The organism is Pseudomonas sp. LBUM1673 (assembly GCF_059695645.1).
In genome coordinates this window covers 1,498,279-1,519,050 of sequence record NZ_CP166780.1, presented here as the reverse complement: position 1 = coordinate 1,519,050, position 20,772 = coordinate 1,498,279, and the positions used below count along the sequence as shown (strand labels likewise).

The window sequence follows — 20,772 nt, the reverse complement described above, 5'->3', positions numbered from 1 at the left end:
CCAGGGGTTATGCCATGTTCGAAAAAGTCCTCATCGCCAACCGCGGCGCCATTGCCTGTCGCATCTTGCGCACCTTGGGTGAATTGCAGGTCAAGGGCGTTGCCGTTTACTCCGAAGCCGATGCCGCCAGCTTGCACATCCTGCAAGCCTTTGAGTCCCACAGCCTCGGCGAAGGCGCTGCCGCTGGCACTTATCTGGCGGTCGACAAAATCCTCGCCATCGCCAAATCCACCGGCGCCACGGCGATCCACCCCGGTTACGGTTTTCTCTCGGAAAACGCCGCCTTCGCCGAAGCCTGCGAAGCCGTTGGCATCGCCTTCATCGGCCCCACACCAGAGCAGCTGCGGGTGTTCGGCCTCAAGCACACCGCCCGCGCTTTGGCCAAGCAACACGGTGTGCCAATGCTCGAAGGCACCGAACTGCTCGACAGCCTCGACGCAGCGTTGATCGCAGGCGAACAGGTCGGCTACCCGGTGATGCTCAAAAGCACCGCTGGCGGTGGCGGCATCGGGATGCGCGTATGCCGCAGCGCGGCCGAGTTGAGCGAATCCTTCGACGCCGTCAAACGCCTCGGGCAGAACAATTTCAGCGACGCCGGTGTGTTCATCGAGAAGTACATCCAGCGTGCCCGACATCTGGAAGTGCAGGTGTTCGGCGACGGCCGGGGTGAGGTGATTGCCCTCGGCGTACGCGACTGCTCGGTGCAGCGGCGCAACCAGAAAGTCCTCGAAGAAACCCCCGCGCCAAATCTGCCCGAGGGCATGGCCGAGGAACTCTGCACAGCGGCCATCAAACTGGCCAAAGCGGTGGATTACCGCAGCGCCGGCACCGTGGAATTCGTCTTCGACAGCGATGCCCAGCGTTTCTATTTTCTGGAAGTGAACACCCGCTTGCAGGTGGAGCACGGTATCACCGAACAAGTGTGGGGCGTGGACCTGGTGCGCTGGATGGTGGAACTGGCAGCGGGTGATTTGCCGCCGCTGCGCGAGTTGAGTCAGGGATTGAAAGCCGACGGTCATGCGATTCAGGCACGACTCTATGCCGAAGATCCGGGTCGGGATTTCCAGCCGAGTCCTGGTCTGCTCACTGCCGTGAACTTCCCTGACGCCGATGGCAAACATCTGCGCATCGACAGTTGGGTCGAGGCCGGTTGCGAGATCCCGCCGTACTTCGATCCGATGATCGCCAAGGTCATCAGCTGGGCGCCGACTCGCGAAGCAGCCCGTGCCAATCTGCATCAGGCTCTGGGCGACAGCCTGCTGTACGGGGTGGAAACCAACCGCGATTACCTGCGGCAGACTCTTATTGATGCGCCGTTCGCCAGTGGCCAGCCGTGGACCCGTTGCCTGGAAGGCCTGGTCTATCAAGCCAACACCTTTGAAGTGCTCAGTGCCGGTACGCAGACCAGCGTTCAGGACTATCCGGGACGCCTCGGTTACTGGGCGGTGGGCGTGCCGCCGTCGGGGCCGATGGACAGCCGGGCGCTGCGTTTGGGCAATCGCTTGCTGGGTAACGATGAAGGTGCAGCGGCGCTGGAAATCACCATGAGCGGGCCGTTGTTGCGCTTCAACTGTGATGCGGTGGTGGCCGTTACAGGTGCAGTGATTGCGTTGATGCTGAACGGTGAAGCGGTGCCGATGAATACCGCACTGTTGATTCCCGCCGGTGCCACTTTGAGCCTCAGCACCATTGGCGGTGCAGGCGCGCGCAGCTATCTGTGCCTGCGCGGCGGCGTGCAAGTGCCGGATTATCTGGGCAGCAAAAGTACCTTCACACTGGGCCAGTTTGGCGGCCACGGTGGCCGTGCGTTGCGAGCTGGAGATGTGTTGCATGTAACGGCGTTGAGTGACCACGGTGCTGGTCAACAGCTGCTTGAGGAACAGGTCACTGCGCTGCCTTCCGTGCGAACAATCCGGGTGATCTACGGCCCTCACGGTGCCCCGGAATATTTCACCGAAAACTACATCGCCACCTTCTTCGCCACGCAGTGGGAAGTGCACTTCAATTCCAGCCGAACCGGTGTGCGGCTGATCGGGCCGAAGCCTGAATGGGTGCGGGCCGACGGTGGCGAGGCTGGGCTGCATCCGTCGAATATTCACGACAATCCGTACGCGATTGGCGCGGTGGATTTCACCGGCGACATGCCAGTGATCCTCGGTCCTGATGGCCCGAGCCTCGGTGGTTTTGTCTGCCCGGTGACGGTGATCGAGGCGGACCTGTGGCAGTTGGGGCAGCTCAAGGCTGGGGATAAGGTGCAGTTTTTGCCGGTCGATCTGAAAACCGCCCGAAATCTCGCCTTGAAATGGAATCAATGTGGGAGCGGGCTTGCTCGCGAAGAAGTTGATGCGGTGCCTGATCTGGCCCCTTCGCGAGCAAGCCCGCTCCCACAGGGGATTGTGTCGCCTGTTGTGCTGGATATTGGTCAGGGGGATACGCGACTGGTGGCGAGGTTGTCGGGCGACACTCATTTGTTATTGGAAATTGGCGCCCCCGAACTGGACCTTGTCCTGCGTTTTCGCGCCCACGCGTTGATGCAGGCGCTGGAAAGCAAAGATCTGCACGGCGTGATCGACCTGACACCGGGCATCCGCTCGCTGCAAGTGCATTACCAACCGGAGCAACTGTCGCTCACCGATCTGCTGGGCATCGTCGCCGGTGAATGGGACGCCGTGTGTGCCGCCAAGGACTTGCAGGTCCCCTCGCGCATCGTCCATCTGCCGCTGTCCTGGGATGACCCGGCCTGCCAGTTGGCGATCGAGAAATACATGACCACCGTGCGCAAGGACGCGCCCTGGTGCCCGAGCAATCTGGAGTTCATCCGCCGCATCAACGACCTGCCGAACCTCGACGAAGTGCAACGCACAGTGTTCGATGCCAGTTACCTGGTGATGGGCCTGGGCGATGTCTACCTCGGCGCACCGGTCGCCACCCCGCTCGATCCGCGGCATCGCCTGGTGACCACCAAATACAACCCGGCCCGCACCTGGACCGCGGAAAACTCGGTAGGCATCGGCGGTGCCTACATGTGCGTGTACGGCATGGAAGGCCCCGGTGGTTATCAGTTTGTCGGTCGCACGCTGCAGATGTGGAATCGCTACCGCGAAGTCGCCGCGTTCGATGGCAAACCGTGGCTGCTGCGGTTTTTCGATCAGATCCGCTTCTACCCGGTGAGCGCCGATGAACTGCTGCGCATTCGTCGGGATTTCCCACTTGGGCGCTTCGATCTGAACATCGAACACAGTCAGTTGAATCTGGCGGATTACCAAGCTTTTTTGGCGAAGGAAGCCGAGCGCATCGCTGCATTTCGGGATCAACAAAAAGGCGCGTTCAACGCCGAACGCGAACGCTGGATTGCCAGCGGTCAGGCGCATTTCGACAGCGAAGAGCTGGCCTCGGAACCCAGCGAAGAGGTGCCGCTGGCCAGCGGCCAACAGAGCGTCGACAGCCACATCGCCGGCAACCTCTGGCAGGTTCAGGTGGAGGCCGGTAGCCGGGTTGCCGCGGGCGATGTGCTGGTGATTCTGGAGTCGATGAAGATGGAAATCCCGCTGCTCGCGCCCATGGCCGGGGTGGTGCGCGAGATTCGCGTGCAACCGGGTTCGGCGGTGCGCGCCGGGCAGCGTGTGGTGGTACTGGAACTCGACTCAAGCCATTAAGAAAAGGATGAACGCCATGAACATCAATCTACAACTCGACGCCCTGCGCAACGCTTACCGCGACGGCCGCACTACGCCTCGGCAACTGCTGCTGAACCTGCGGGAAAAAGCCGCGGCACTGAACCCGGATTATCATCTGTTCATCCATTTGCTCAGTGTCGAGGAACTGGAACCGTACCTCGCCGCACTCGACGACCGTGCCCCAGACAGCCTGCCGCTGTACGGCGTGCCGTTCGCGATCAAGGACAACATCGACCTGGCGGGCATTCCCACCACGGCAGCGTGCCCGGCGTTTGCCTATGTGCCGGAACGCTCGGCAACCCTCGTCGAGCAACTGCTGGCGCTGGGCGCGATTCCGTTGGGCAAGACCAATCTCGACCAGTTCGCCACCGGCCTCAATGGCAGTCGCTCGCCGTATGGCGCTTGCCCGAACAGCGTGTTGGCGGAGTATCCGGCGGGCGGCTCCAGCGCGGGCTCTTCACTGGCGGTGGCGCTTGGAGTGGCGAGTTTTGCCCTGGGCACGGACACGGCAGGCTCGGGTCGCGTACCGGCGGCACTGAATAATCTGGTGGGTTTGAAAGCCACCAAAGGGCTGATCTCCACTGCCGGTGTGGTGCCGGCCTGTCGAACGCTCGATTGCGTCACCACTTTTACGGCCACGGCCCGGGAAGCCAGCCAGTTGCTCGCGCTCACTGCTCATCTCGATCCACGGGACGAATACAGCCGCAGTAATCCGCAGTGGAATGACGGCTCGGCCTTCGGCACGCCGCGGGCGTTTCGTTTCGGCGTACCCCGTGCGCAGGACCTGGCGTTCTTCGGCTGCCCTGAAGGCCCGTTGCTGTTCGGCGACGCCATCGACCAGCTCAAAGCCCTGGGCGGCGAAGCGGTCGAACTGGATTTGTCGCCGTTTCTCGAAGCGGCGCGGTTGCTCTACGAAGGGCCATGGGTGGCCGAGCGTTACAGCGTGGCCGGCGAGTTGATGGAGCAAAACCCTCAAGCCGTGCTGCCGGTGATTCGCGCCGTATTGGCCAAGGCCCCGGCGGTAACCGGCGTGCAAACCTTCCGTGCCCAATACCGCCTGCAAGCCTTGAAGGCGCTGTGTGACAAAGCCCTGGAAGGCCTTGATTGCGTGGTCACGCCAACCATCGGCCGCCCGGTGACACTGGCGCAGCTTGCGGCCGAACCGGTACTGCGCAACTCGGAACTGGGCTACTACACCAACTTCATGAACCTGCTCGATTACGCCGCCGTCGCCGTGCCCAGCGGATTCATGGGCAATGGTTTGCCATGGGGTGTGACGCTGTTTGGCCGAGCGTTTACCGATCAGTACCTGTTGAGTGTGGCGGATGCCCTGCAACGCTACCAAGGTTCGACCACGCCTGCACCGACGGCTGTTGCGCGTAATGACCGGGCACGACTGGTGGTCTGCGGCGCGCACCTGGATGGGCTGGCACTGAACGGGCAACTCAAGCAGCGTGGAGCGCGGCTGATCGAAGCGACTTACAGTTCTCCCGACTATCAGCTGTATGCCTTGGCCGGCGGTCCACCGTATCGTCCCGGCATGGTCCGTGTTAAAGAGGGTGGCGTGGCGATTGCGGTGGAAGTATGGGAGTTGCCGAGCAGTGAGTTGGGTTCGTTCCTGACCGCTATTGCGGCACCGCTAGGGTTGGGCAAGGTGCAATTGGCGGATGGGCGTTGGGAGAGCGGGTTTATCTGTGAACCTTATGGGCTGGAGGGCGCGGTGGATATCAGTCATTTGGGCGGGTGGCGGGCGTATCTGAACGATCGGCGTTGATTTCCAGGATCGCCGGCTTGCGCAGGAGTGCTTGCCGGCCGATCATGCGCGGTCTCGGGCCAAACAAATCGGCCGTAACCGAACGCCCCCTCATGAATAAACCTGACCTCTGCCCGGCCTGCGGCGCGTCCAACGACTGCAGCCTGGCTGACCCGCGAACCGTCGATCGTGCCTGCTGGTGCTACGGCGTCAGCATCGATCCGGCGGTGCTCCGGGCGTTGCCCGCCGAGTTGCGCGACAAGTCCTGCCTGTGCCCGGCCTGCGCTCAGGTCGAGATGCAGTTGCAAGCAGTCGCCAGGTCGATCACGTAAGATGCGCCCCCTTTTCCCTCCGATCCCTAGCCATGCGCGTTGACCGTTTCCTCAGCAACCTGCCCCGTTTCAACCGTAAGCAGGTACGCCTGTTGCTGGTGGAAAAGCGCGTCAGGATCGACGGAAATATCATCAGCGACCCTCACGCCGAGGTGCTTGAGTTCAGCTGCGTGGAAGTCGACGACGAAGTGCTGCAGATCGGCAAACCGGCCCGCTACTTCATGCTGCATAAACCGCCCGGTTGCGTCAGTGCCACCCGCGACCCGCAGCACCCGACCGTGCTCGACCTGATCCATGAACCGGACAAGGATGACCTGCACATCGCCGGTCGCCTGGATTTCAACACCACCGGCCTGATGCTGATCACCAACGATGGCACCTGGTCGCGACGCCTGACCCAACCGCAGACCAAACTGCCCAAGGTCTACTACGTCGAGACGGAACAGGACATCACTGCCGAATACGCGAGCACGTTCGCCAAAGGCCTGTACTTCGCCTTCGAAGACCTCACCACCCAACCCGCCGAACTGGTCGTGCTCGGGGCAAAATCTGCGCGCCTGAGCATCGTCGAGGGCCGCTATCATCAGGTAAAACGGATGTTCGGCCACTTCGACAACAAGGTGTTGCGCCTGCACCGCGAACGCATGGGACCGCTGCTGCTCGACCCCACGTTGAAGCCCGGCGAATACCGGTCGTTGAGCAGCGAAGAGATCCGATTGATCTAAGCAGACGACCGCTCAGCAGAAGTTGTCGAACATTTTACGAAAGATACTTGCGCGATGACGTGACCCCTGCTTGAATCAGGACGTCGGCGCGAAATGTGACCGGCAAGTCACCAAAACTACTCTAAGAAACTTTTTGCCGGCAGAGAACCCTCAGGTTCCGCCTTCCCCCGGCAAACTGCCCGCTTATAACAATACCCGTCGACCGGCCAGCAATGGATCGACATGGGCCTTCAAAATTCCAGGCGTATGCCTACCTGTCACAAAGCTCGTGCAATCTGATTTGCGCGCATACCCGCTTGCCAGGAGTCTTATGACATGAGGCCAGAAATCGCTGTGCTGGATATACAGGGTCAGTATCGGGTTTACACGGAGTTCTATCGCGCAGACGCCGCAGAGAAGACCATTATTCTGGTCAACGGCTCGATGTCCACGACTGCGTCGTTTGCTCAGACCGTGAAAAACCTTTACCCGCAGTTCAATGTGGTGTGCTACGACCAGCCCTACGCGGGCAAGTCAAAAGCCCACAACCTGCATGAGAAAATGCTGACCAAGGAAATCGAAGGGCAGATCCTCCTGGAGCTGATCGACCACTTCGCCGCCGAACACGTGCTGTCGTTTTCCTTTGGTGGCGCCGCCACGCTCGTCGCCCTCGCCCATCGGCCACGGCGCATCGAAAAGGCCGTGATCAGCTCGTTCTCGCCGGTGGTCAACGAGCACATGCTCGATTACCTTGAGCGCGGTGTCGATTATCTCGGCAGCCGGGACGGTAACCGGGTCGGTGACTTGGTGAACAGCACCATCGGCAAACACCTGCCCTCGCTGTTCAAGCGTTTCAACTACCGTCACGTCAGTACATTGGCCGAACATGAATACGGGCAGATGCATTTTCACATCAACGACGTGCTCAACAGCGACCGCCAGTGCTACCTGAACGCGGCGAATAAAATCAACGTGCCAGTGCTGTTCATGAACGGCGAATGGGACGAGTACACCACCGCCGCCGATGCCAAGCTGTTCGCCGGCCACGTGCAACACAGCACCTTCAGCACCCTTCAGGCCACCGGCCACTTTCTCGACATGGAACACAAAACCGCTTGCCAAGACAGCCGCAACGCACTGCTGGGCTTCCTGAAACCGACGCAACTCGAAAGCCGACCGCGTTACCACTACGTCCAGGACCACCATGCGTTGGCAATCTGAAACAGAGTTATCGCGAGCAAGCTCCGCCCTACGACTACACTGATGCAATTCTGTAGGAGCGAGGCTTGCCCGCGAATGACCGCAATGCGGTCTCTGCTTTCGTTTCACCCGTGCTAAAGCCATCGCGCGCAAAGAAAAACTTCATTTCCTCGCGCACATCTGGTACAAAGTCAGCCGCTCTGAGCGGGTGTCGTATAATGGCATTACTCCAGCTTCCCAAGCTGATAACGAGGGTTCGATTCCCTTCACCCGCTCCACTGTTTTCAAGGCCTCCAGCCTACCCCGCTTCAATTAGGTGTCTGTTAAGGTGTCTGTTTCTGATTTTCTCAGACGCAGAACGAAAAGAAGCAGACACCTGGCACTTCGGCGAAACTCACTACTCCGTAACAGACTTGATATTAGAACAGCCCTCCCAATGCTGAGGGCTCCCAGTTCATGATCACCAGTTCGCCAGTCACATCAGCCTTTCCTTGCCGCTGGTTGGTATTGCAGTAACGGATTTCCACCATTTCAAAATGAAAGCCTTCGAAAACACGCCGGATGTCCGGGTGATCGTTGATGCTGACCATCACCTTGCCCTTGCAGCGCCGCATGAAGTCGGCCATCCGTTCATAGTTCTCGAACGGAAAGTCGACTCCGTAACCCACGGTCTGCCAGTAAGGCGGATCCATGTAGTGAAACGTGTGTGCACGATCATAGCGTTCAGCACATTCAAGCCAGGGGAGGTTTTCGACGTAAGTACCGGATAGGCGCTGCCAGGCGGCCGAGAGGTTTTCCTCGATCCGCAGCAGGTTGATGGCAGGACCAGTGGTCGCGGTCCCGAACGTTTGCCCCGTGACCTTGCCGGCGAAGGCATGGTGCTGCAGGTAAAAGAATCGGGCTGCGCGCTGGATGTCAGTGAGGGTTTCGGGACGGGTCATTTTCTGCCACTCGAACACCTGCCGTGAACTGAGCGCCCATTTGAATTGGCGCACGAACTCTTCGAGGTGGTTTTGCACGACGCGGTACAGCGTGACCAGGTCGCCGTTGATGTCGTTGAGGACTTCAACCGGTGCCGCCTGGGGCCGCATGAAGTAGAGCGCAGCACCGCCGGCAAAGACTTCGACGTAACATTCGTGTGGTGGAAAAAGCGGGATGAGGCGATCGGCCAGGCGGCGTTTACCGCCCATCCAAGGGATGATGGGTGTGGACATTAATAGCAAGACCTTTACTGTATGGATAAACAGGTGCTAGGCTCGCTGCGCTTTGTGCACGAAGCGAGAGCCTTGGCTGGACTTGCAGGGATAATCTGCGGGAACGGCGCCCAGCTCGGATGTAGACGCATCCAGGCTGGGCGCTCTCTTTACTTTGTTGCCGATATTTCCTTTGCGTACGCCTGACACGCCTTCAGCGCAATCAGTCCTTGATCGCCGGCGTTGGTGATGGCGACAATTCGTTGAGCATGCGCTGGGTCAAGTCGGGCGCGCGCTCCTCCATGAACCACGCCGCCGGCGCCGGTACCGGCTGGCACTGAACAGCCACCGGCTGAATCCGCGGCGTCGAGAAGGACTGACAGCCGCAGATCAGAAGTGGCAAGGCGATCGCGCAGGCGAGCCTGATTGGTTTGAGCATTGCTCAGCTCCTTGTAATGGGTTTGATCGCTCCCCGACAGGCGCAGCTCGAGTGCCAGCCGCTTGTCCTGATCGGTGCGGACCTGGGCGGCGGCGGCGTTGCTGATGGCTGAGAGGTCATCACTGTGCAGGCGGTCCTGCTCGGCCAACTGCTTGCCGTAGCGCCAGTCCTGCACTTTCCACACGCCACCGGCAGTCAACAGCACCAGCGCCACCACACCGACCAGCGCCAGCTTCAACGCAGCCGGGTTCATGGCACGTCCTTGAAGAAAACGTGCCCGCCCAGTTTGAGGGTCTGCATCGCCTTGGCCGCCCAGGCCGGTGGTGTCTTCATGGCGATTGCGTAGTAGTGCGTGGCGCCACCAGTAGGATCAGGAACCTTGCCATCGATCACCTGGTCAGCAGCGATCCGCGCCTGGGCCAGTTCGCGGAACGGGATCTGCTTCGCGCCGCTCAGGTAGGCACAGTTCGGGTCGTTTCTGTTCCAGCAACTGAATTGGTAGGCTTTCTGGCAAACACCGGCATAGCCCTCCCCCCACCAGGACTTGGTCTTGCCATCGAACACGCGATTTCGAATTGTCCAGGCTACCGCAATCTGGCCGGCCAGCGATTCACCGCGCGCTTCGCCCCAGAGCGTGCGCGCCAGTACTTCTCGATCTATTTCGGTCACTGTCATCATTTTTTCCAGTCATAAAAAAAACCCGAATCACTTCGGGTGTTTGATAGAATTCGCGGCCTGTCGGCGTATAACAAATCGCGTTTAGGTGAACAACCTGCGGGATAAACTTGACAACGCAAGGAAGTAACAGTGCTTAAACCTACTATGGCGCACCCAAAATATCGCCCTGATATTGATGGATTGCGTGCACTAGCGATCTTATCGGTAGTTATTTATCACGCGTTCCCCAGCCTCTTGCCTGGAGGATTTGTAGGCGTCGATATCTTTTTTGTGATTTCAGGATTCTTGATATCAGGAATCATCTTCAATGCTTTAGAATCAGGTACTTTTACCTTCACTGAATTTTACTCGCGCCGAATTAGACGGATCTTTCCAGCTTTACTTATAGTCTTGATCACAACTTTCCTTCTTGGCTGGTTCTATTTACTCGCTGACGAATACGCTCTCTTAGGAAAACATATCGCGAGCGCCGCTGGATTCGCCACAAATATCATACTCCTTGGAGAAAGCGGCTATTTTGACACTGCCGCGCAGACAAAACCACTACTGCACCTCTGGTCTCTCGGCGTTGAAGAACAGTTTTACTTATTATTCCCGTTGATTATTTGGATCGCGTTCAAAAGAAATATAAATATCCTTCTTGTAATTGCCATATTGGCATTAGGTTCTTTTTGGATAGGAATCTCACAGGAAAATCGTGACGCTGCATTTTATTTACCGCAGTATCGATTTTGGGAAATGATGTCAGGAGCAATGCTTGCTTGTATTATCAGGAAAACGGGTAGAGCTCACAACGCTTTCGGGGTCATCGGAATTATTTTGATCGCTCTGGGTTTTATACTTATCACTGAGCAGACAATTTTTCCGGGATGGTGGACATTACTTCCTGTCGCAGGAACCATGGCCGTCATTGCCGCAGGGTCACGATCTAGCGTCAACTGCAATATCCTCTCGACTCCCACCCTGATGTGGTTTGGATTTATAAGTTACCCCCTGTACCTTTGGCATTGGGTATTACTTTCTTTTTGCCGAATCGTTGAAGTTGGCCCACCTCCGCTGTGGATGCGCATAACGGCCGTTGCGCTATCTATTGCTTTAGCGTGGCTCACTTGGCGATTTGGTGAGCGGGCATTGAGGTTTGGCGGAGGGGCAGCAAGGACTATTGGGTTGATTGCTGCGATGGTATTCGTAGGGGTTGGCGGATACGCGACCTTTAAAATGGATGGTTATGCATGGCGATCCGGACAAGTTGACTACAGAGCATACGCGCCGCAGTTCGGAAAATGGGACTTCAAACAAAACGAAACGTGCACAAATAACTTTACTAGCAAGCAGTTGGATTTTTTATTGTTCTGTGTTGCGAATCGTGACAACCCAGAGATATTCTTGTTTGGCGACAGTCATGCAAACCAGCTTTATCCTGGTTTAATCCACGCTTACCAAAATACCAAAGGGATCATATCCGCCGGAAATGGGCCTCCTCTAGACGGAATTCGACTTAGGTTTGATAGGACAACTACACACCCATGGCTTGAAGGTTACAAATCGTACGAATTACTAATGGAAAGAATCCTAAGTAGCAGCGATATAAATACCGTGGTATACGCAGCAAACTGGGAAGGGCCGATTCATGGCCGCTTCATCCTTGAAGAGCACCGCATAAGGGTGGGCGGATTACATTTAAGCAGAGACGGTTCAGAGGGTGAAAATAAAAAGCTTTTTCGAATCGGTTTCGAGACAACACTAAAAAAACTAGTAGACGCAAACAAAAACGTAGTAATTGTAATCGACACGCCAGAACTAATGATAAACCCGAGAAAATGTTTGCGCGATTTGGACTCAAGCACCTTTTGCAGCTTCAGCAAAAAACTGGTACTTGAAAGACAGCAGTATTCACGGTCACTTATTTCTGACATGCAGAAAAAATACCCACAGATTAAGGTCTTGGATCCAGTTGACATTGTTTGCCCAACTCAAAATTGTGTTCTACACCAAGATGGGTTTCTAACTTTTAGGGATCTTTCACACATAAGTGAGCATACGAGTGATAAAATTGGTGTCGAATTAAAAAAAATGATCGACTCTTTTTGATTTTCACGAAAACGCCGGAGAATTCCGGCGTTTTGTTTGGCTCGTATGCGACAGGTGTCTACGCAGCTACGCCGGTTCTTCTGGCCAGGCTGGCTCTTGCAGTGTGACATCAACACGATTCACATCAACCCGATAACCCTTCCATTGTTTGAGTGAGCCTATTTCAAAGTCAGTGGCCCTATCCAAATCGACGGCATCCTGTAAAGGATTTATCCGCAATGCGGCTTTAGTCAACAATTGGTCACGGAAAGCTGTATTGGTCGCCCGGATCTCAGCTTCACTGGGTATGACCTGTGGCGGCGGGGAAAGTAGCCATTGCCCCTCTTCCTGCACCGCCACCCACCCTCCGGCGACACCCACCAGATCGCTGACGTCGACCCAGATCAATTCAGAGGGAAACATTTCTGTGATGTCACCACTTGTCTCAATGAGCTCTGCCACCTGACTATTTTCAATTCGCGCATACTTCATCAGCTTAGCTCCACGATAAATGCAATTCCGTTTGCACCCGGCCCACCTTGCTTGGCTGCCTGAGAAGGCGTAGAACTGATACCCCCCCCGCCAGCTCCGGGTGCCATACCAGGATTTCCACTTGTTGTACTGGCGTTGCCACCAAGACCACCGCCCTCACCGCCGCCGTTACCGCCGGAGAGATCTGACCCGATCAACACCAATCCCGGCGAACCTGGCGATCCTTTGCTCGAATAGATATTTCCGCCAATTGTAGTGGAGCCACCATCACCACCGTTGTTGCTGAAAGTCGTAGCTGTTGTATTTATCTTCCCATTTGATCCAAACCCTCCGGAAGCGGATATAAGAGAACCAACAGAAGTTGTACCGCCAGATACCCCTACATTCCCGCCAGGCAAAGTCGTGCCACCGAGTCCAATCGTTACCACCTTTCCACTGCCTATCTCAGCGGCAGTGAATTTGCCTACGGCTGTCGCACCTTGCCCGCCCCCGCCGCTTACCGAATATTGATTAGCAGTAGTAGCGGCAGATCCCCCAGAACTGGCTCCGCCACCCCTCGCAATGACAATGCATTCACGCATACCGGGAGACGGTAGGTAGTTATCATTTGAAGGAAACACTTTGAGGCTGATAATTCTCCCTATTGCCTGCCCAAGCTGCATGGCGTGCCGGCTCTGTGTAGCTGGGGCGACTTGGGTCGCCCCGCCCAACGATTCGATAATCACCCACGCGCCATTGCCACCATTCACGTCAGCCTGTACTAGGTACATCAACACAGCGACACCGGCCGCCAACTCTCCACCTTGTAGAGGTTGCAGACCGAGCCCGTAAATCGGCTTCGGCGCCAGCCCATCAGGGGCATAAGTCGCTGGGCCGGTATTCGCCTGGGCGATTACGACGCGCTGTACATAGCCTTTTGCGGGCAGCGCGGTCAGTGCTGGCGAGTTTGCAGCCGCGTAAGCATTCACTACCCCTGTATCTGCGAGTAATACCGCTTGTTTATTGATGAGCCGGATCGCCATCAAAAGCTGAGTGTTGTTCGATTCGTCCGGAACCAGCCCGGCCCCGGTGATCGCGTTCAGCACTTCATCGGTGATAGCGTTACCCCACGCCGACGGAATTAACGAACCGGGCGTCCCGCTGAGTGGATCTTCATCAACAAACTTTCCGCCTACTAGCCCAATGCTCGGTACGCTAATCGGATAATCCACGTTTCTACCCCTCACTCATAATTGATGTGCACGACGGTGTGCGCCGGCGCTGGCCGGCGGATTAAGCATTCGAGCGGATCGCCCGGGTTCGTGCCGAAACGCTCGCCCCAGTAGCTGACGCCGAACCGGCGGCCCTGCCGCAACCGGCTCCCAGTGTTGAGCGTCCACATGAACTGCGCGTACCAGGTGCCGAAGCGCGCCGTCCCAAAACGAGAACGCCCCATACGGGGCGCGCGGTGTTCGGTGATGGTGGCGTTCGGGTAGCCCTGACTGACAGCTATCTCAATGAAGTAGGCCCGGCTCTGCCCTCCTACCTCGACCAGGCGTCGGCGTACTGCCAAGCGCCTGTCTTCAAAAGCAGGGTTTAAACCAAGACAGGTGTCCGGCAGGCCCATGACTACCTCCCAATCCGGCACCAGCTCGCTGACACCGGACGGGTCCATCTCGTTCAGCAGGTCCACGGCACGGGCATCGAGTCGGGAGAACTCCACCGACACGCCAGACAGCACCAGATCTATTTCAGGCACCAGTTCGGGGTCCCAGGCCGGTCCCGGCGGCAGAAGCCCTCGCAGCTGCTGCCGGTACTGATCGACCGTTCGCGCTACAGCCATGTGATACCCCCAAAGGTCAGGATCTGATTTGTAGCAGCGGTGACATCATCGCTCGGCGATGTAAGGTCGTGATCGGTCTCCCCGACGGCACCGCTGATCGCCTCTCGGATATGGGTCAACAGTAAGGTGTCGCCCAGTCCGGCCTCTCGATCATGAAGGTCGACCAGCTGCGCCTGGATGGCTGCGCGCACAGCGCTGGTATCAGGCACCAGGTGAATGCTGTACGACACAGGCACCTCCACCGGCGCCAGCACATACAGCTCAGCCGTCACCGGGCGTAGCGGCTCAATGTAGGTTTTCACCTCTGCAAGCTGTGTCGCGTTCGGGACAGGGTCCGCATCGTCGTCGCGCATAACGAATAAGCCAACGGTTCCAGACCCCATGTAATTGCCTACGCACCAGGCGCGAGTCACCCCAGCAACCTCAAGCGCCCAGGTTTCGTAATCATCCGCGGAACCCCCATGCGGAATGACGCGATAGGACCGAACCACCCTGGCGCGCAAAGACTCGATGCTTTCCTTTGCGATACCACCGGTCAAACCCGGCGCCAATACGGTGAACGCGTTGGTGATACCGGACACGGGCTGGACCAGCGTCAAGGCAAGGCCGGCGTCCGCGTTCCCGAGTGTTCCGGCATCTACCGCCTCGATCGTTGTGGTATTAACGCCGGCCACTGTCGTGACGCCGGTCGCGACCTTGTAGGTCCGACCGTCACTGGCCTGCAAAACGACATCAGCGTCAAGGACGGCACCCTCGGCTGCCGTAAAGTTGATCGAGCCCTTCGAGGGTTGAGCCGAATTTCTCGGCTGATTCAGGCGCAACAGCGCGATCCGCTCCAGGGTTTCTTCATCGGCACTGTCGGGCAGTATCTGTTCGGCAATCCAGCCGAGGTAACCGTAAAGGCCATAGGCGGCGCCGCCCAACGTCCGCGCCAAAACCTGTGCATCCGAACGGCGTAGGGAGTCGCTGGCCAGGTCGCTTTGGGTGCGACTGACCAAAACAGACAGTGAAGGTGTTTCAAACGGCATAGATCACCTGCCAGGAAGAAGTGGGTTTGATTTCAAGGCGGGCGCCGGCGGTTATCGTCAGGATCACACCGAGATTCAGACGGTTGATGTCAGCCCTTTCACTGGAGATCTCGATACCGATGACATGCCCATCATCGAGCAGCCAGCGCAGCGCCTCGTTGGCATAGAACTCAGCGTCACGCTGAGTGGCGTCAGTGAGCTTGACTCTGCGCAACAACCACAACCGCGAACCGATACGGTCGTCGGCAATGGCCGGGTAGCTATCGCCCCACCAGCCATACCGTTCTTCATCGTCGACGGGGTCGTCTGTGGCTGCACGCCGCCATGTGTACAGGCTGATGATTACCGCCCGGGTCAATGCAGCTTCGACTGTGCTGGATATAATCATCAGACCCCCGATACCGGCGCGCCGCTCTGGCCAGTGCCGGATTGCACGCTGCTGTGAACGTGCTCGATCTGGCTGATGCCGCCCGCCACCTGATCACCATCCGAAACGATGCGGCCGGTCTGATTGATCACCGGCGTATCGATGTTCACTGCGGTGGTGGCCTTGATGTTCAGCGTCCCGGTTTCGATGTCGATGATCTTGCCGCGCTTGAAGTGGACCTTGTCGCCCTCGTCGGTGTAGATGACCACCTCACCAGGTGCCAAGGCCTTGATCCGGTACCGGCGATCAGCGGCCACCAGCACCACGGCATGGGAGCGATCACCGCCGAGGAACGCCGTCAGCACCTCGGCGCCCGCCAGCGGGTTACTGGTGAAACCGTAGGGCTCGAAATGTTCAGCATCGTCTTTCAGCTCATCGGCAGTCAGGCGCACCTGCAACGTCTGCATCATTTTTCCGGCGGCAGCCAGCACCACGGTGCCGCGGGCCATCATGCTTTTCAGGCTCATTGTTTGGGCTCGTAGTCTGCGGGGATGAGGTACTCGAAGTTGTCGCCCTTACCGCCTTTCTTCAGCTTGCGGTTTTTGAGCGGGTCGTTCGGTTCTGGCTCGAAGCTGTCAGGGGGTGCGACTTCCATTTTGGTGATCATGCCGCCCTCGGTGAGGGCGTAAGTCACTCGCGAAATGAGCATCCAGCGGTCAAACCCAATAATCGGGTCAATGACCCGCACCAAGGTGTTGTGCTTCCAAAGCGCGCCATTGGATTGCCGCCAGCCCTGTACGGTGTAAGTGGTGGTGAGTGCTTTGCCCATCCGGGTGATGCTTTCCCAGTTAGCCCTGGCCTGCGCCAGTTCCTGGGTCACCTGCCCCGATTGCTGGATGATCTTCACCCGCTTGCGCGTGACACGTTCGTCAGTGACCGTTGCCGAAACCTCTGCGGCGTCTTCGCCGAATGCCTCGTCGCTGCCACTCTTCTGGCCGAGTACGCGGTATTCGGAGAACACACCCGAAAAGTCCAGCGGTGCTCCACCGGTGAGAATGTTCTTTCCCACCTCCAGGGGATCGAAGGCCCACCCTTCACTGCCCGGCCGAGCCAGCACGACCATGCCGGAGGCATCGTCCGTGGAGAACACGCGAAAAAGCGTCAAGAGCCGGTCGATGGATTCGAACACAGTTTCGCCGGGTTCAATCGTGTGATCCGACAGCTTGGCGCCTTCGGGAATTTCGCTGCGGACCTTGATCCCGTAGGGTGTGGCCAGCGCCGTCACGATGGACAGCACACTCTGGTTGTTCCACTGCCCCGGCTGGTTAATAGCAGCGCAGTCCACCAGGTCTGACGCGACCGATCGACCACTGATCGACATGTTGATTTGCTTGTCGTCGTAGTCAATTGGCGAGGCATACACCCAGCCGGTCAACACCAGATCCCCCCCAATGCGAATCTGGCATTTGGCACCCTCACGTATAGGTCGCCCAACATTCTGACCTGGCCACTTCCAGGTAATACTCAAGTTGAATGATCGCGCCTGATCCTCAAGACCGGGGGTGATTTCCACCGATTTCCAGCCAGAGTAATCCGAGCCGTCAGCGGTGAGCGTGACAGTGTTTTCGTCTTCGATCATGGGTTACCTCTGGGCGATTTTGATCGGCACCGCCGGTATGAACCCGGGATGCCGGATGCGGTTGCGCTGTACGACCTCCGCCGCTCGAGTCGCATCGCCAAAGCGCCGGTAAGCGATGACCAAGGCCGACAAAGTTTCAGGTGGGGTGATATCGACCAACCGAACGCCAGATGCCGCCACCGCCGTCAGGTGTTTCACCACTGCCTGGCGCAAGGTGTTGAGCACCACGTAGTGCGCTGAGTCGGCCTTGAGCGATGCCTCGAAGATGGCTTCGTCAAGGCTGTCACGCAGCTGCAACAAATCGTCGGCGACCGGAACCTCTGGACGAACCACTGGCTGAATCGCCTGTTGCTCGACAGATGGAGTCGAGTTCGTCGACACCGGCTGCGAGGCGATAGACATTTCGCTGATGATCAGCGCCACCTGAACCAGCAGCGCGTCCTGCACCAGATCGGCCGTGGCCTGTGATGCCGCGATCGCATCCACCCCACCAATCTGCGCGACGGTGTTGATGCTGGTCACCGCCTCCGATTGCTGAGTGGCGACGGCTACTGTGTTGCGGTAGCTTGAAGTCGAGCTTGTGCTTGAACTCGAGCTTGAGTTCGAGTCAGAACCCAAGTAATCACCAACCGAGAAATCACTGAAGTAGCTGGAGAACAGCGACGACAGTGCATCGGGCGAATTCATGAGCGACTGCACAAACCCCGTGAGGTTGGTGAAGATGCCCACGAACGGCGCGAACTGCTGCTGAATGACCGCGTAGACGCTCGACAGCGTATTACGCAGTCGAGCCAAACCCAGACGGGCCTGATCAACTTTCGCCATGGCCGCCTTGTACCTGGCCAGTGCCGATTCCAGCAAGCTGTCGGCCGCCTTCACCACCTGCTGCTGGCTGTTAACCTTGGCGGCCGGAAACTTCAGCGGGGTATCTGGATAGAAGGTCACCGAGAAGCTGACCATGCCCCCTTGCTGGAAGTCGTGGGTCATATCAGCTTCGCCGGACTTGACCTGCATGCGTCCGAGCCACGGGTGGACTAACTCCCCCGAGCCCGGGGTTTGAATGGCCTCAAGGAATTTGTCGCGGCGCTCAAAACAGTCGTCGCCAATGATCCAGCACGTCAGCCGGTGCACCTGAGACTGCTTGCCCAATTGCTCGAAGAACGGTTCGTCACGCTGCGGGAATTCGTGCAGCTGACCCTTCATGCCGATCGGTACCGATGCCTGGGGAATCAAAAAGCTGATCCCCCGGAACGAGGCCGGCAGCAAATCATCACGCCATGTTCTGTCAGCCATGTGCTTATCCCTTCATGACGCCAACGGTGCGGGTACCGACGTTGGGTTTTATTTTCAGCCCGGCCTGACTGGACTGCGGCTGATCCACGGTGGTGCCCGCCGGCGCACCTTTGATGTTGACGTTGATTTCGCCATTCAGCTTTTGCGCATTGTTTGCGGCGGTCTGCTGGAGCAGACTGCCTGATGGAGGCAACTGACCCGGGGCGCTCAACAACCGGTTGTTGTTGATGCCAAAGGCTTGGTTGTTCCCCGCCTGCCGCGCCTGTGCCGCCTTCGTCGCATCGGCCTGCAACAGCTCACCTGTTCCCCCACCGACGCCGGCATTTCGTTTTTGCTGGGCTTCCGTGAACGCGTTGACCTTGTTGGTTGCCGTCTGGATGATCCCTTCGCCGCCCTCCCCGCCGCCGAACCATTTCATGATTGGCTCGATGATGGGTTTCAGCTTCGCCCATAGTTCTTGGAACCATGCAGTGATTGGCCCCCAGTGCTTGATGATCAAACCTAGCGGCGACCAGTCGAACATGGTCTTCAGGAAGTCCATGACCGGCACCGACAGCGCCATCAGCAGGTCCCACACAGCGCCGAAGAATTCGGTTAGCGGGCCCCAGTTCTCAACGATGCGCCCAAGCGGTGTCCAACTCACAAAAGACTTGAACCATCCCCACGTCGCCAGCACCGGCTCGCGAATTTTCTCCCACAGTTTTTCGAAGTACGGCGCAACGACCGACCAGTTGGCAATCAGGATCCCGGCGGCCAGGGCTATCCCGCGGACAAGCAGGCCAACCGGTGACATCGCCATGACGGCGCTCAGGATTTTGGTAGCCACGATTGCGCCCATTACGGCAACGCGCAGCACACCGAAGGCGATACCGGCGCCGAGTACCCCCCTGATGACTCCAGGATGCGCCGCTGCCAGTTTGGAAAGCTGAGAAACAAGCGGGCCAATCTGGGTAAGGACGTCGTTGAACGGCGGCAACAGTGCGCTACCGATATCGATACCCAGCCGGGTTACTTTGTTGTTCATCAGTTGCAATGCGTTGGCCGTGGTCTTCGACCGGGCCGTGTATTCGGCTTCCATCGAGCCAACAAACTTGCCCTCTTTGCCAACCGCCGAGAAGCTGGTTTTCAGCAGGTCCAGGTTCGTCAGCAACGGGGCAATCGCCGAAACCGACTCGCTACCAAAAAGTTGGGTCAGCAGGCCAGCCTGCTTGGCCGGATCAACCTTTGCGATGCGCTCAAGTACATCCTCGATCGTTCCTTGAGCATCTTTCTGCATGCTCTTGGCGACCTGGCTCGTATCGAGACGTAGCGACTTGAATGCTTGCGACTGCTCTTTCGTTGCTGCCTTACCTTTGGTAAGAGCCAGCATGAAGTTCTTCATACCGGTAGCAGCGACTTCGCTGGGCACACCGACGCCAGCCAGCGTCGCGCCCATGGCGGCAATCTGGCCCGAAGCCAAGCCGGCAATGGAGCCAAGCGGGCCAATGCGAGTGACGATGTCAGAAATCTGTGCTGCCGAGGATGGACCGACGTTGCTCAGGTAGTTGATCTTGTCAGCCAGCGCGACCACTTCGGGCTGGGTCATTTTGAAGGACGTTCGCCACTTCGCCATCATGTCGCCTGATTGCTCGGCAGTCTGGTCAAAGGCGATGCCCATCTTCACCGCGTCCTCGGCGAACTGTTTGAGTTCGCCGCGAGCGAAGCCAGCCTGGCCACCTGCGGCCACGATGGCAGCAATACCACTGGCTGCCATCGGCATCTTTTCCGACATATCAAGGACGTCCTGTCCCATCTGCTTGAACTGCTCGGGGGTTTCGAACGTGACGACCTTCTTCACATCAGCCATCGACGACTCAAACTCAATCGCCGCCTTGGCACCAGCAATAAACGGCGCCGCAAATGCACCGCCCTGCAGGACATCCTGAAATCCGATCTTTCCCAAGCCTGAACTGTTCATCTGCTTGCGGAAGCCCGCAACGTTCTTCGCCGCCCCCTTCAGCGTCGGCGACAGCTTGTCGACGCCGGTGATCAACGCCTTGAGCTGGAACTTGTCCGCCATCACTGCACCTGCTGGGATTGGTTGAT

At 58.0% G+C, this 20,772-nt stretch carries 18 protein-coding genes and 1 tRNA gene; 7 read left to right on the top strand and 12 right to left on the bottom strand.

The window, feature by feature from the left end; translation table 11 throughout:
- Nucleotides 1–14: 14 nt before the first annotated feature.
- The 6 genes from uca to ACA044_RS06880 all read left to right on the top strand — a co-directional run bounded on the left by uca (nucleotide 15) and on the right by ACA044_RS06880 (nucleotide 7,944).
- Nucleotides 15–3,656 (top strand): urea carboxylase, encoded by a 3,642-nt coding sequence (uca, locus tag ACA044_RS06905; protein WP_497445701.1) that lies wholly within the window; start codon nucleotides 15–17, stop codon nucleotides 3,654–3,656.
- A 16-nt stretch (nucleotides 3,657–3,672) separates the two neighbouring features.
- Nucleotides 3,673–5,451, top strand: coding sequence for an allophanate hydrolase (gene atzF, locus ACA044_RS06900; protein WP_497445700.1), 1,779 nt, complete (start codon nucleotides 3,673–3,675; stop codon nucleotides 5,449–5,451).
- A 92-nt stretch (nucleotides 5,452–5,543) separates the two neighbouring features.
- On the top strand, nucleotides 5,544–5,762 hold the full coding sequence (locus ACA044_RS06895; RefSeq protein WP_497445699.1) for a cysteine-rich CWC family protein: 219 nt from the start codon (nucleotides 5,544–5,546) through the stop codon (nucleotides 5,760–5,762).
- Between the two features lie 32 nt (nucleotides 5,763–5,794).
- Nucleotides 5,795–6,487, top strand: coding sequence for a pseudouridine synthase (locus ACA044_RS06890; RefSeq protein ID WP_497445698.1), 693 nt, complete (start codon nucleotides 5,795–5,797; stop codon nucleotides 6,485–6,487).
- A 315-nt stretch (nucleotides 6,488–6,802) separates the two neighbouring features.
- Nucleotides 6,803–7,687 carry an alpha/beta fold hydrolase gene (locus tag ACA044_RS06885; protein WP_497445697.1) on the top strand — a complete coding sequence of 295 codons (885 nt, stop codon included), beginning with the start codon at nucleotides 6,803–6,805 and terminating at the stop codon, nucleotides 7,685–7,687.
- Nucleotides 7,688–7,870: 183 nt separating this feature from the next.
- A tRNA-Gly gene (locus ACA044_RS06880) sits at nucleotides 7,871–7,944 on the top strand.
- 141 nt (nucleotides 7,945–8,085) lie between these two features.
- Here the strand turns inward: ACA044_RS06880 and ACA044_RS06875 are convergent.
- The 3 genes from ACA044_RS06875 to ACA044_RS06865 form a co-directional block, all read right to left on the bottom strand.
- Complete coding sequence (locus tag ACA044_RS06875) at nucleotides 8,086–8,880, bottom strand: DNA adenine methylase (RefSeq protein ID WP_497445696.1); 795 nt, start codon at nucleotides 8,878–8,880, stop codon at nucleotides 8,086–8,088.
- A 149-nt stretch (nucleotides 8,881–9,029) separates the two neighbouring features.
- Nucleotides 9,030–9,551 carry a lysis system i-spanin subunit Rz gene (locus ACA044_RS06870; protein WP_497445695.1) on the bottom strand — a complete coding sequence of 174 codons (522 nt, stop codon included), beginning with the start codon at nucleotides 9,549–9,551 and terminating at the stop codon, nucleotides 9,030–9,032.
- Nucleotides 9,548–9,973: a cell wall hydrolase gene (locus ACA044_RS06865; protein ID WP_497447178.1), complete on the bottom strand. Its 426-nt coding sequence runs from the start codon at nucleotides 9,971–9,973 to the stop codon at nucleotides 9,548–9,550. The genes ACA044_RS06870 and ACA044_RS06865 overlap by 4 nt, the downstream gene beginning before the upstream one ends.
- A gap of 132 nt (nucleotides 9,974–10,105) precedes the next feature.
- Here ACA044_RS06865 and ACA044_RS06860 point away from each other — a divergent pair, with 132 nt between their 5' ends.
- Nucleotides 10,106–12,067, top strand: coding sequence for an acyltransferase family protein (locus tag ACA044_RS06860; RefSeq protein ID WP_497445694.1), 1,962 nt, complete (start codon nucleotides 10,106–10,108; stop codon nucleotides 12,065–12,067).
- Between the two features lie 66 nt (nucleotides 12,068–12,133).
- On the opposite strand, the gene ACA044_RS06855 is transcribed toward ACA044_RS06860, so the two are convergent.
- The 9 genes from ACA044_RS06855 to ACA044_RS06815 are packed head-to-tail and all read right to left on the bottom strand — an operon-like array spanning nucleotide 12,134 to nucleotide 20,746.
- Nucleotides 12,134–12,538 carry a tail fiber assembly protein gene (locus ACA044_RS06855; protein ID WP_497445693.1) on the bottom strand — a complete coding sequence of 135 codons (405 nt, stop codon included), beginning with the start codon at nucleotides 12,536–12,538 and terminating at the stop codon, nucleotides 12,134–12,136.
- The gene (locus ACA044_RS06850) at nucleotides 12,538–13,749 is read right to left on the bottom strand and encodes an RNA-binding protein (protein WP_497445692.1); all 1,212 of its coding nucleotides are present in this window, start codon (nucleotides 13,747–13,749) and stop codon (nucleotides 12,538–12,540) included. The genes ACA044_RS06855 and ACA044_RS06850 overlap by 1 nt, the downstream gene beginning before the upstream one ends.
- Nucleotides 13,750–13,760: 11 nt before the next feature.
- A complete protein-coding gene (locus tag ACA044_RS06845) occupies nucleotides 13,761–14,360 on the bottom strand; it encodes a YmfQ family protein (RefSeq protein ID WP_497445691.1) in 600 nt (199 codons plus the stop codon).
- Nucleotides 14,351–15,388, bottom strand: coding sequence for a baseplate J/gp47 family protein (locus tag ACA044_RS06840; RefSeq protein ID WP_497445690.1), 1,038 nt, complete (start codon nucleotides 15,386–15,388; stop codon nucleotides 14,351–14,353). Before ACA044_RS06840 ends, ACA044_RS06845 begins: the two co-directional genes overlap by 10 nt.
- A complete protein-coding gene (locus ACA044_RS06835) occupies nucleotides 15,378–15,776 on the bottom strand; it encodes a phage GP46 family protein (RefSeq protein WP_497445689.1) in 399 nt (132 codons plus the stop codon). Before ACA044_RS06835 ends, ACA044_RS06840 begins: the two co-directional genes overlap by 11 nt.
- Nucleotides 15,776–16,282 (bottom strand): phage baseplate assembly protein V, encoded by a 507-nt coding sequence (locus tag ACA044_RS06830; RefSeq protein WP_497445688.1) that lies wholly within the window; start codon nucleotides 16,280–16,282, stop codon nucleotides 15,776–15,778. The genes ACA044_RS06835 and ACA044_RS06830 overlap by 1 nt, the downstream gene beginning before the upstream one ends.
- Nucleotides 16,279–17,394 (bottom strand): phage baseplate assembly protein, encoded by a 1,116-nt coding sequence (locus ACA044_RS06825; RefSeq protein WP_497445687.1) that lies wholly within the window; start codon nucleotides 17,392–17,394, stop codon nucleotides 16,279–16,281. The genes ACA044_RS06830 and ACA044_RS06825 overlap by 4 nt, the downstream gene beginning before the upstream one ends.
- Nucleotides 17,395–17,397: 3 nt before the next feature.
- On the bottom strand, nucleotides 17,398–18,687 hold the full coding sequence (locus tag ACA044_RS06820; protein WP_497445686.1) for a DNA circularization protein: 1,290 nt from the start codon (nucleotides 18,685–18,687) through the stop codon (nucleotides 17,398–17,400).
- Between the two features lie 4 nt (nucleotides 18,688–18,691).
- A complete protein-coding gene (locus ACA044_RS06815; protein ID WP_339521837.1) occupies nucleotides 18,692–20,746 on the bottom strand; it encodes a phage tail tape measure protein in 2,055 nt (684 codons plus the stop codon).
- Nucleotides 20,747–20,772: the final 26 nt, after the last annotated feature.

Excerpts from the sequence above, each read along its gene's own strand:
- ACA044_RS06825 (WP_497445687.1), bottom strand. The coding sequence starts at position 17,394 with ATGATCGAAGACGAAAACACTGTCACGCTCACCGCTGACGGCTCGGAT.
- ACA044_RS06870 (WP_497445695.1), bottom strand. The coding sequence starts at position 9,551 with ATGAACCCGGCTGCGTTGAAGCTGGCGCTGGTCGGTGTGGTGGCGCTG.
- atzF (WP_497445700.1), top strand. The coding sequence starts at position 3,673 with ATGAACATCAATCTACAACTCGACGCCCTGCGCAACGCTTACCGCGAC.
- ACA044_RS06895 (WP_497445699.1), top strand. The coding sequence starts at position 5,544 with ATGAATAAACCTGACCTCTGCCCGGCCTGCGGCGCGTCCAACGACTGC.
- ACA044_RS06835 (WP_497445689.1), bottom strand. The coding sequence starts at position 15,776 with ATGATTATATCCAGCACAGTCGAAGCTGCATTGACCCGGGCGGTAATC.
- uca (WP_497445701.1), top strand. The coding sequence starts at position 15 with ATGTTCGAAAAAGTCCTCATCGCCAACCGCGGCGCCATTGCCTGTCGC.
- ACA044_RS06820 (WP_497445686.1), bottom strand. The coding sequence starts at position 18,687 with ATGGCTGACAGAACATGGCGTGATGATTTGCTGCCGGCCTCGTTCCGG.
- ACA044_RS06845 (WP_497445691.1), bottom strand. The coding sequence starts at position 14,360 with ATGGCTGTAGCGCGAACGGTCGATCAGTACCGGCAGCAGCTGCGAGGG.
- ACA044_RS06865 (WP_497447178.1), bottom strand. The coding sequence starts at position 9,973 with ATGACAGTGACCGAAATAGATCGAGAAGTACTGGCGCGCACGCTCTGG.
- ACA044_RS06830 (WP_497445688.1), bottom strand. The coding sequence starts at position 16,282 with ATGAGCCTGAAAAGCATGATGGCCCGCGGCACCGTGGTGCTGGCTGCC.
- ACA044_RS06885 (WP_497445697.1), top strand. The coding sequence starts at position 6,803 with ATGAGGCCAGAAATCGCTGTGCTGGATATACAGGGTCAGTATCGGGTT.
- ACA044_RS06890 (WP_497445698.1), top strand. The coding sequence starts at position 5,795 with ATGCGCGTTGACCGTTTCCTCAGCAACCTGCCCCGTTTCAACCGTAAG.
- ACA044_RS06815 (WP_339521837.1), bottom strand. The coding sequence starts at position 20,746 with ATGGCGGACAAGTTCCAGCTCAAGGCGTTGATCACCGGCGTCGACAAG.
- ACA044_RS06855 (WP_497445693.1), bottom strand. The coding sequence starts at position 12,538 with ATGAAGTATGCGCGAATTGAAAATAGTCAGGTGGCAGAGCTCATTGAG.
- ACA044_RS06840 (WP_497445690.1), bottom strand. The coding sequence starts at position 15,388 with ATGCCGTTTGAAACACCTTCACTGTCTGTTTTGGTCAGTCGCACCCAA.
- ACA044_RS06875 (WP_497445696.1), bottom strand. The coding sequence starts at position 8,880 with ATGTCCACACCCATCATCCCTTGGATGGGCGGTAAACGCCGCCTGGCC.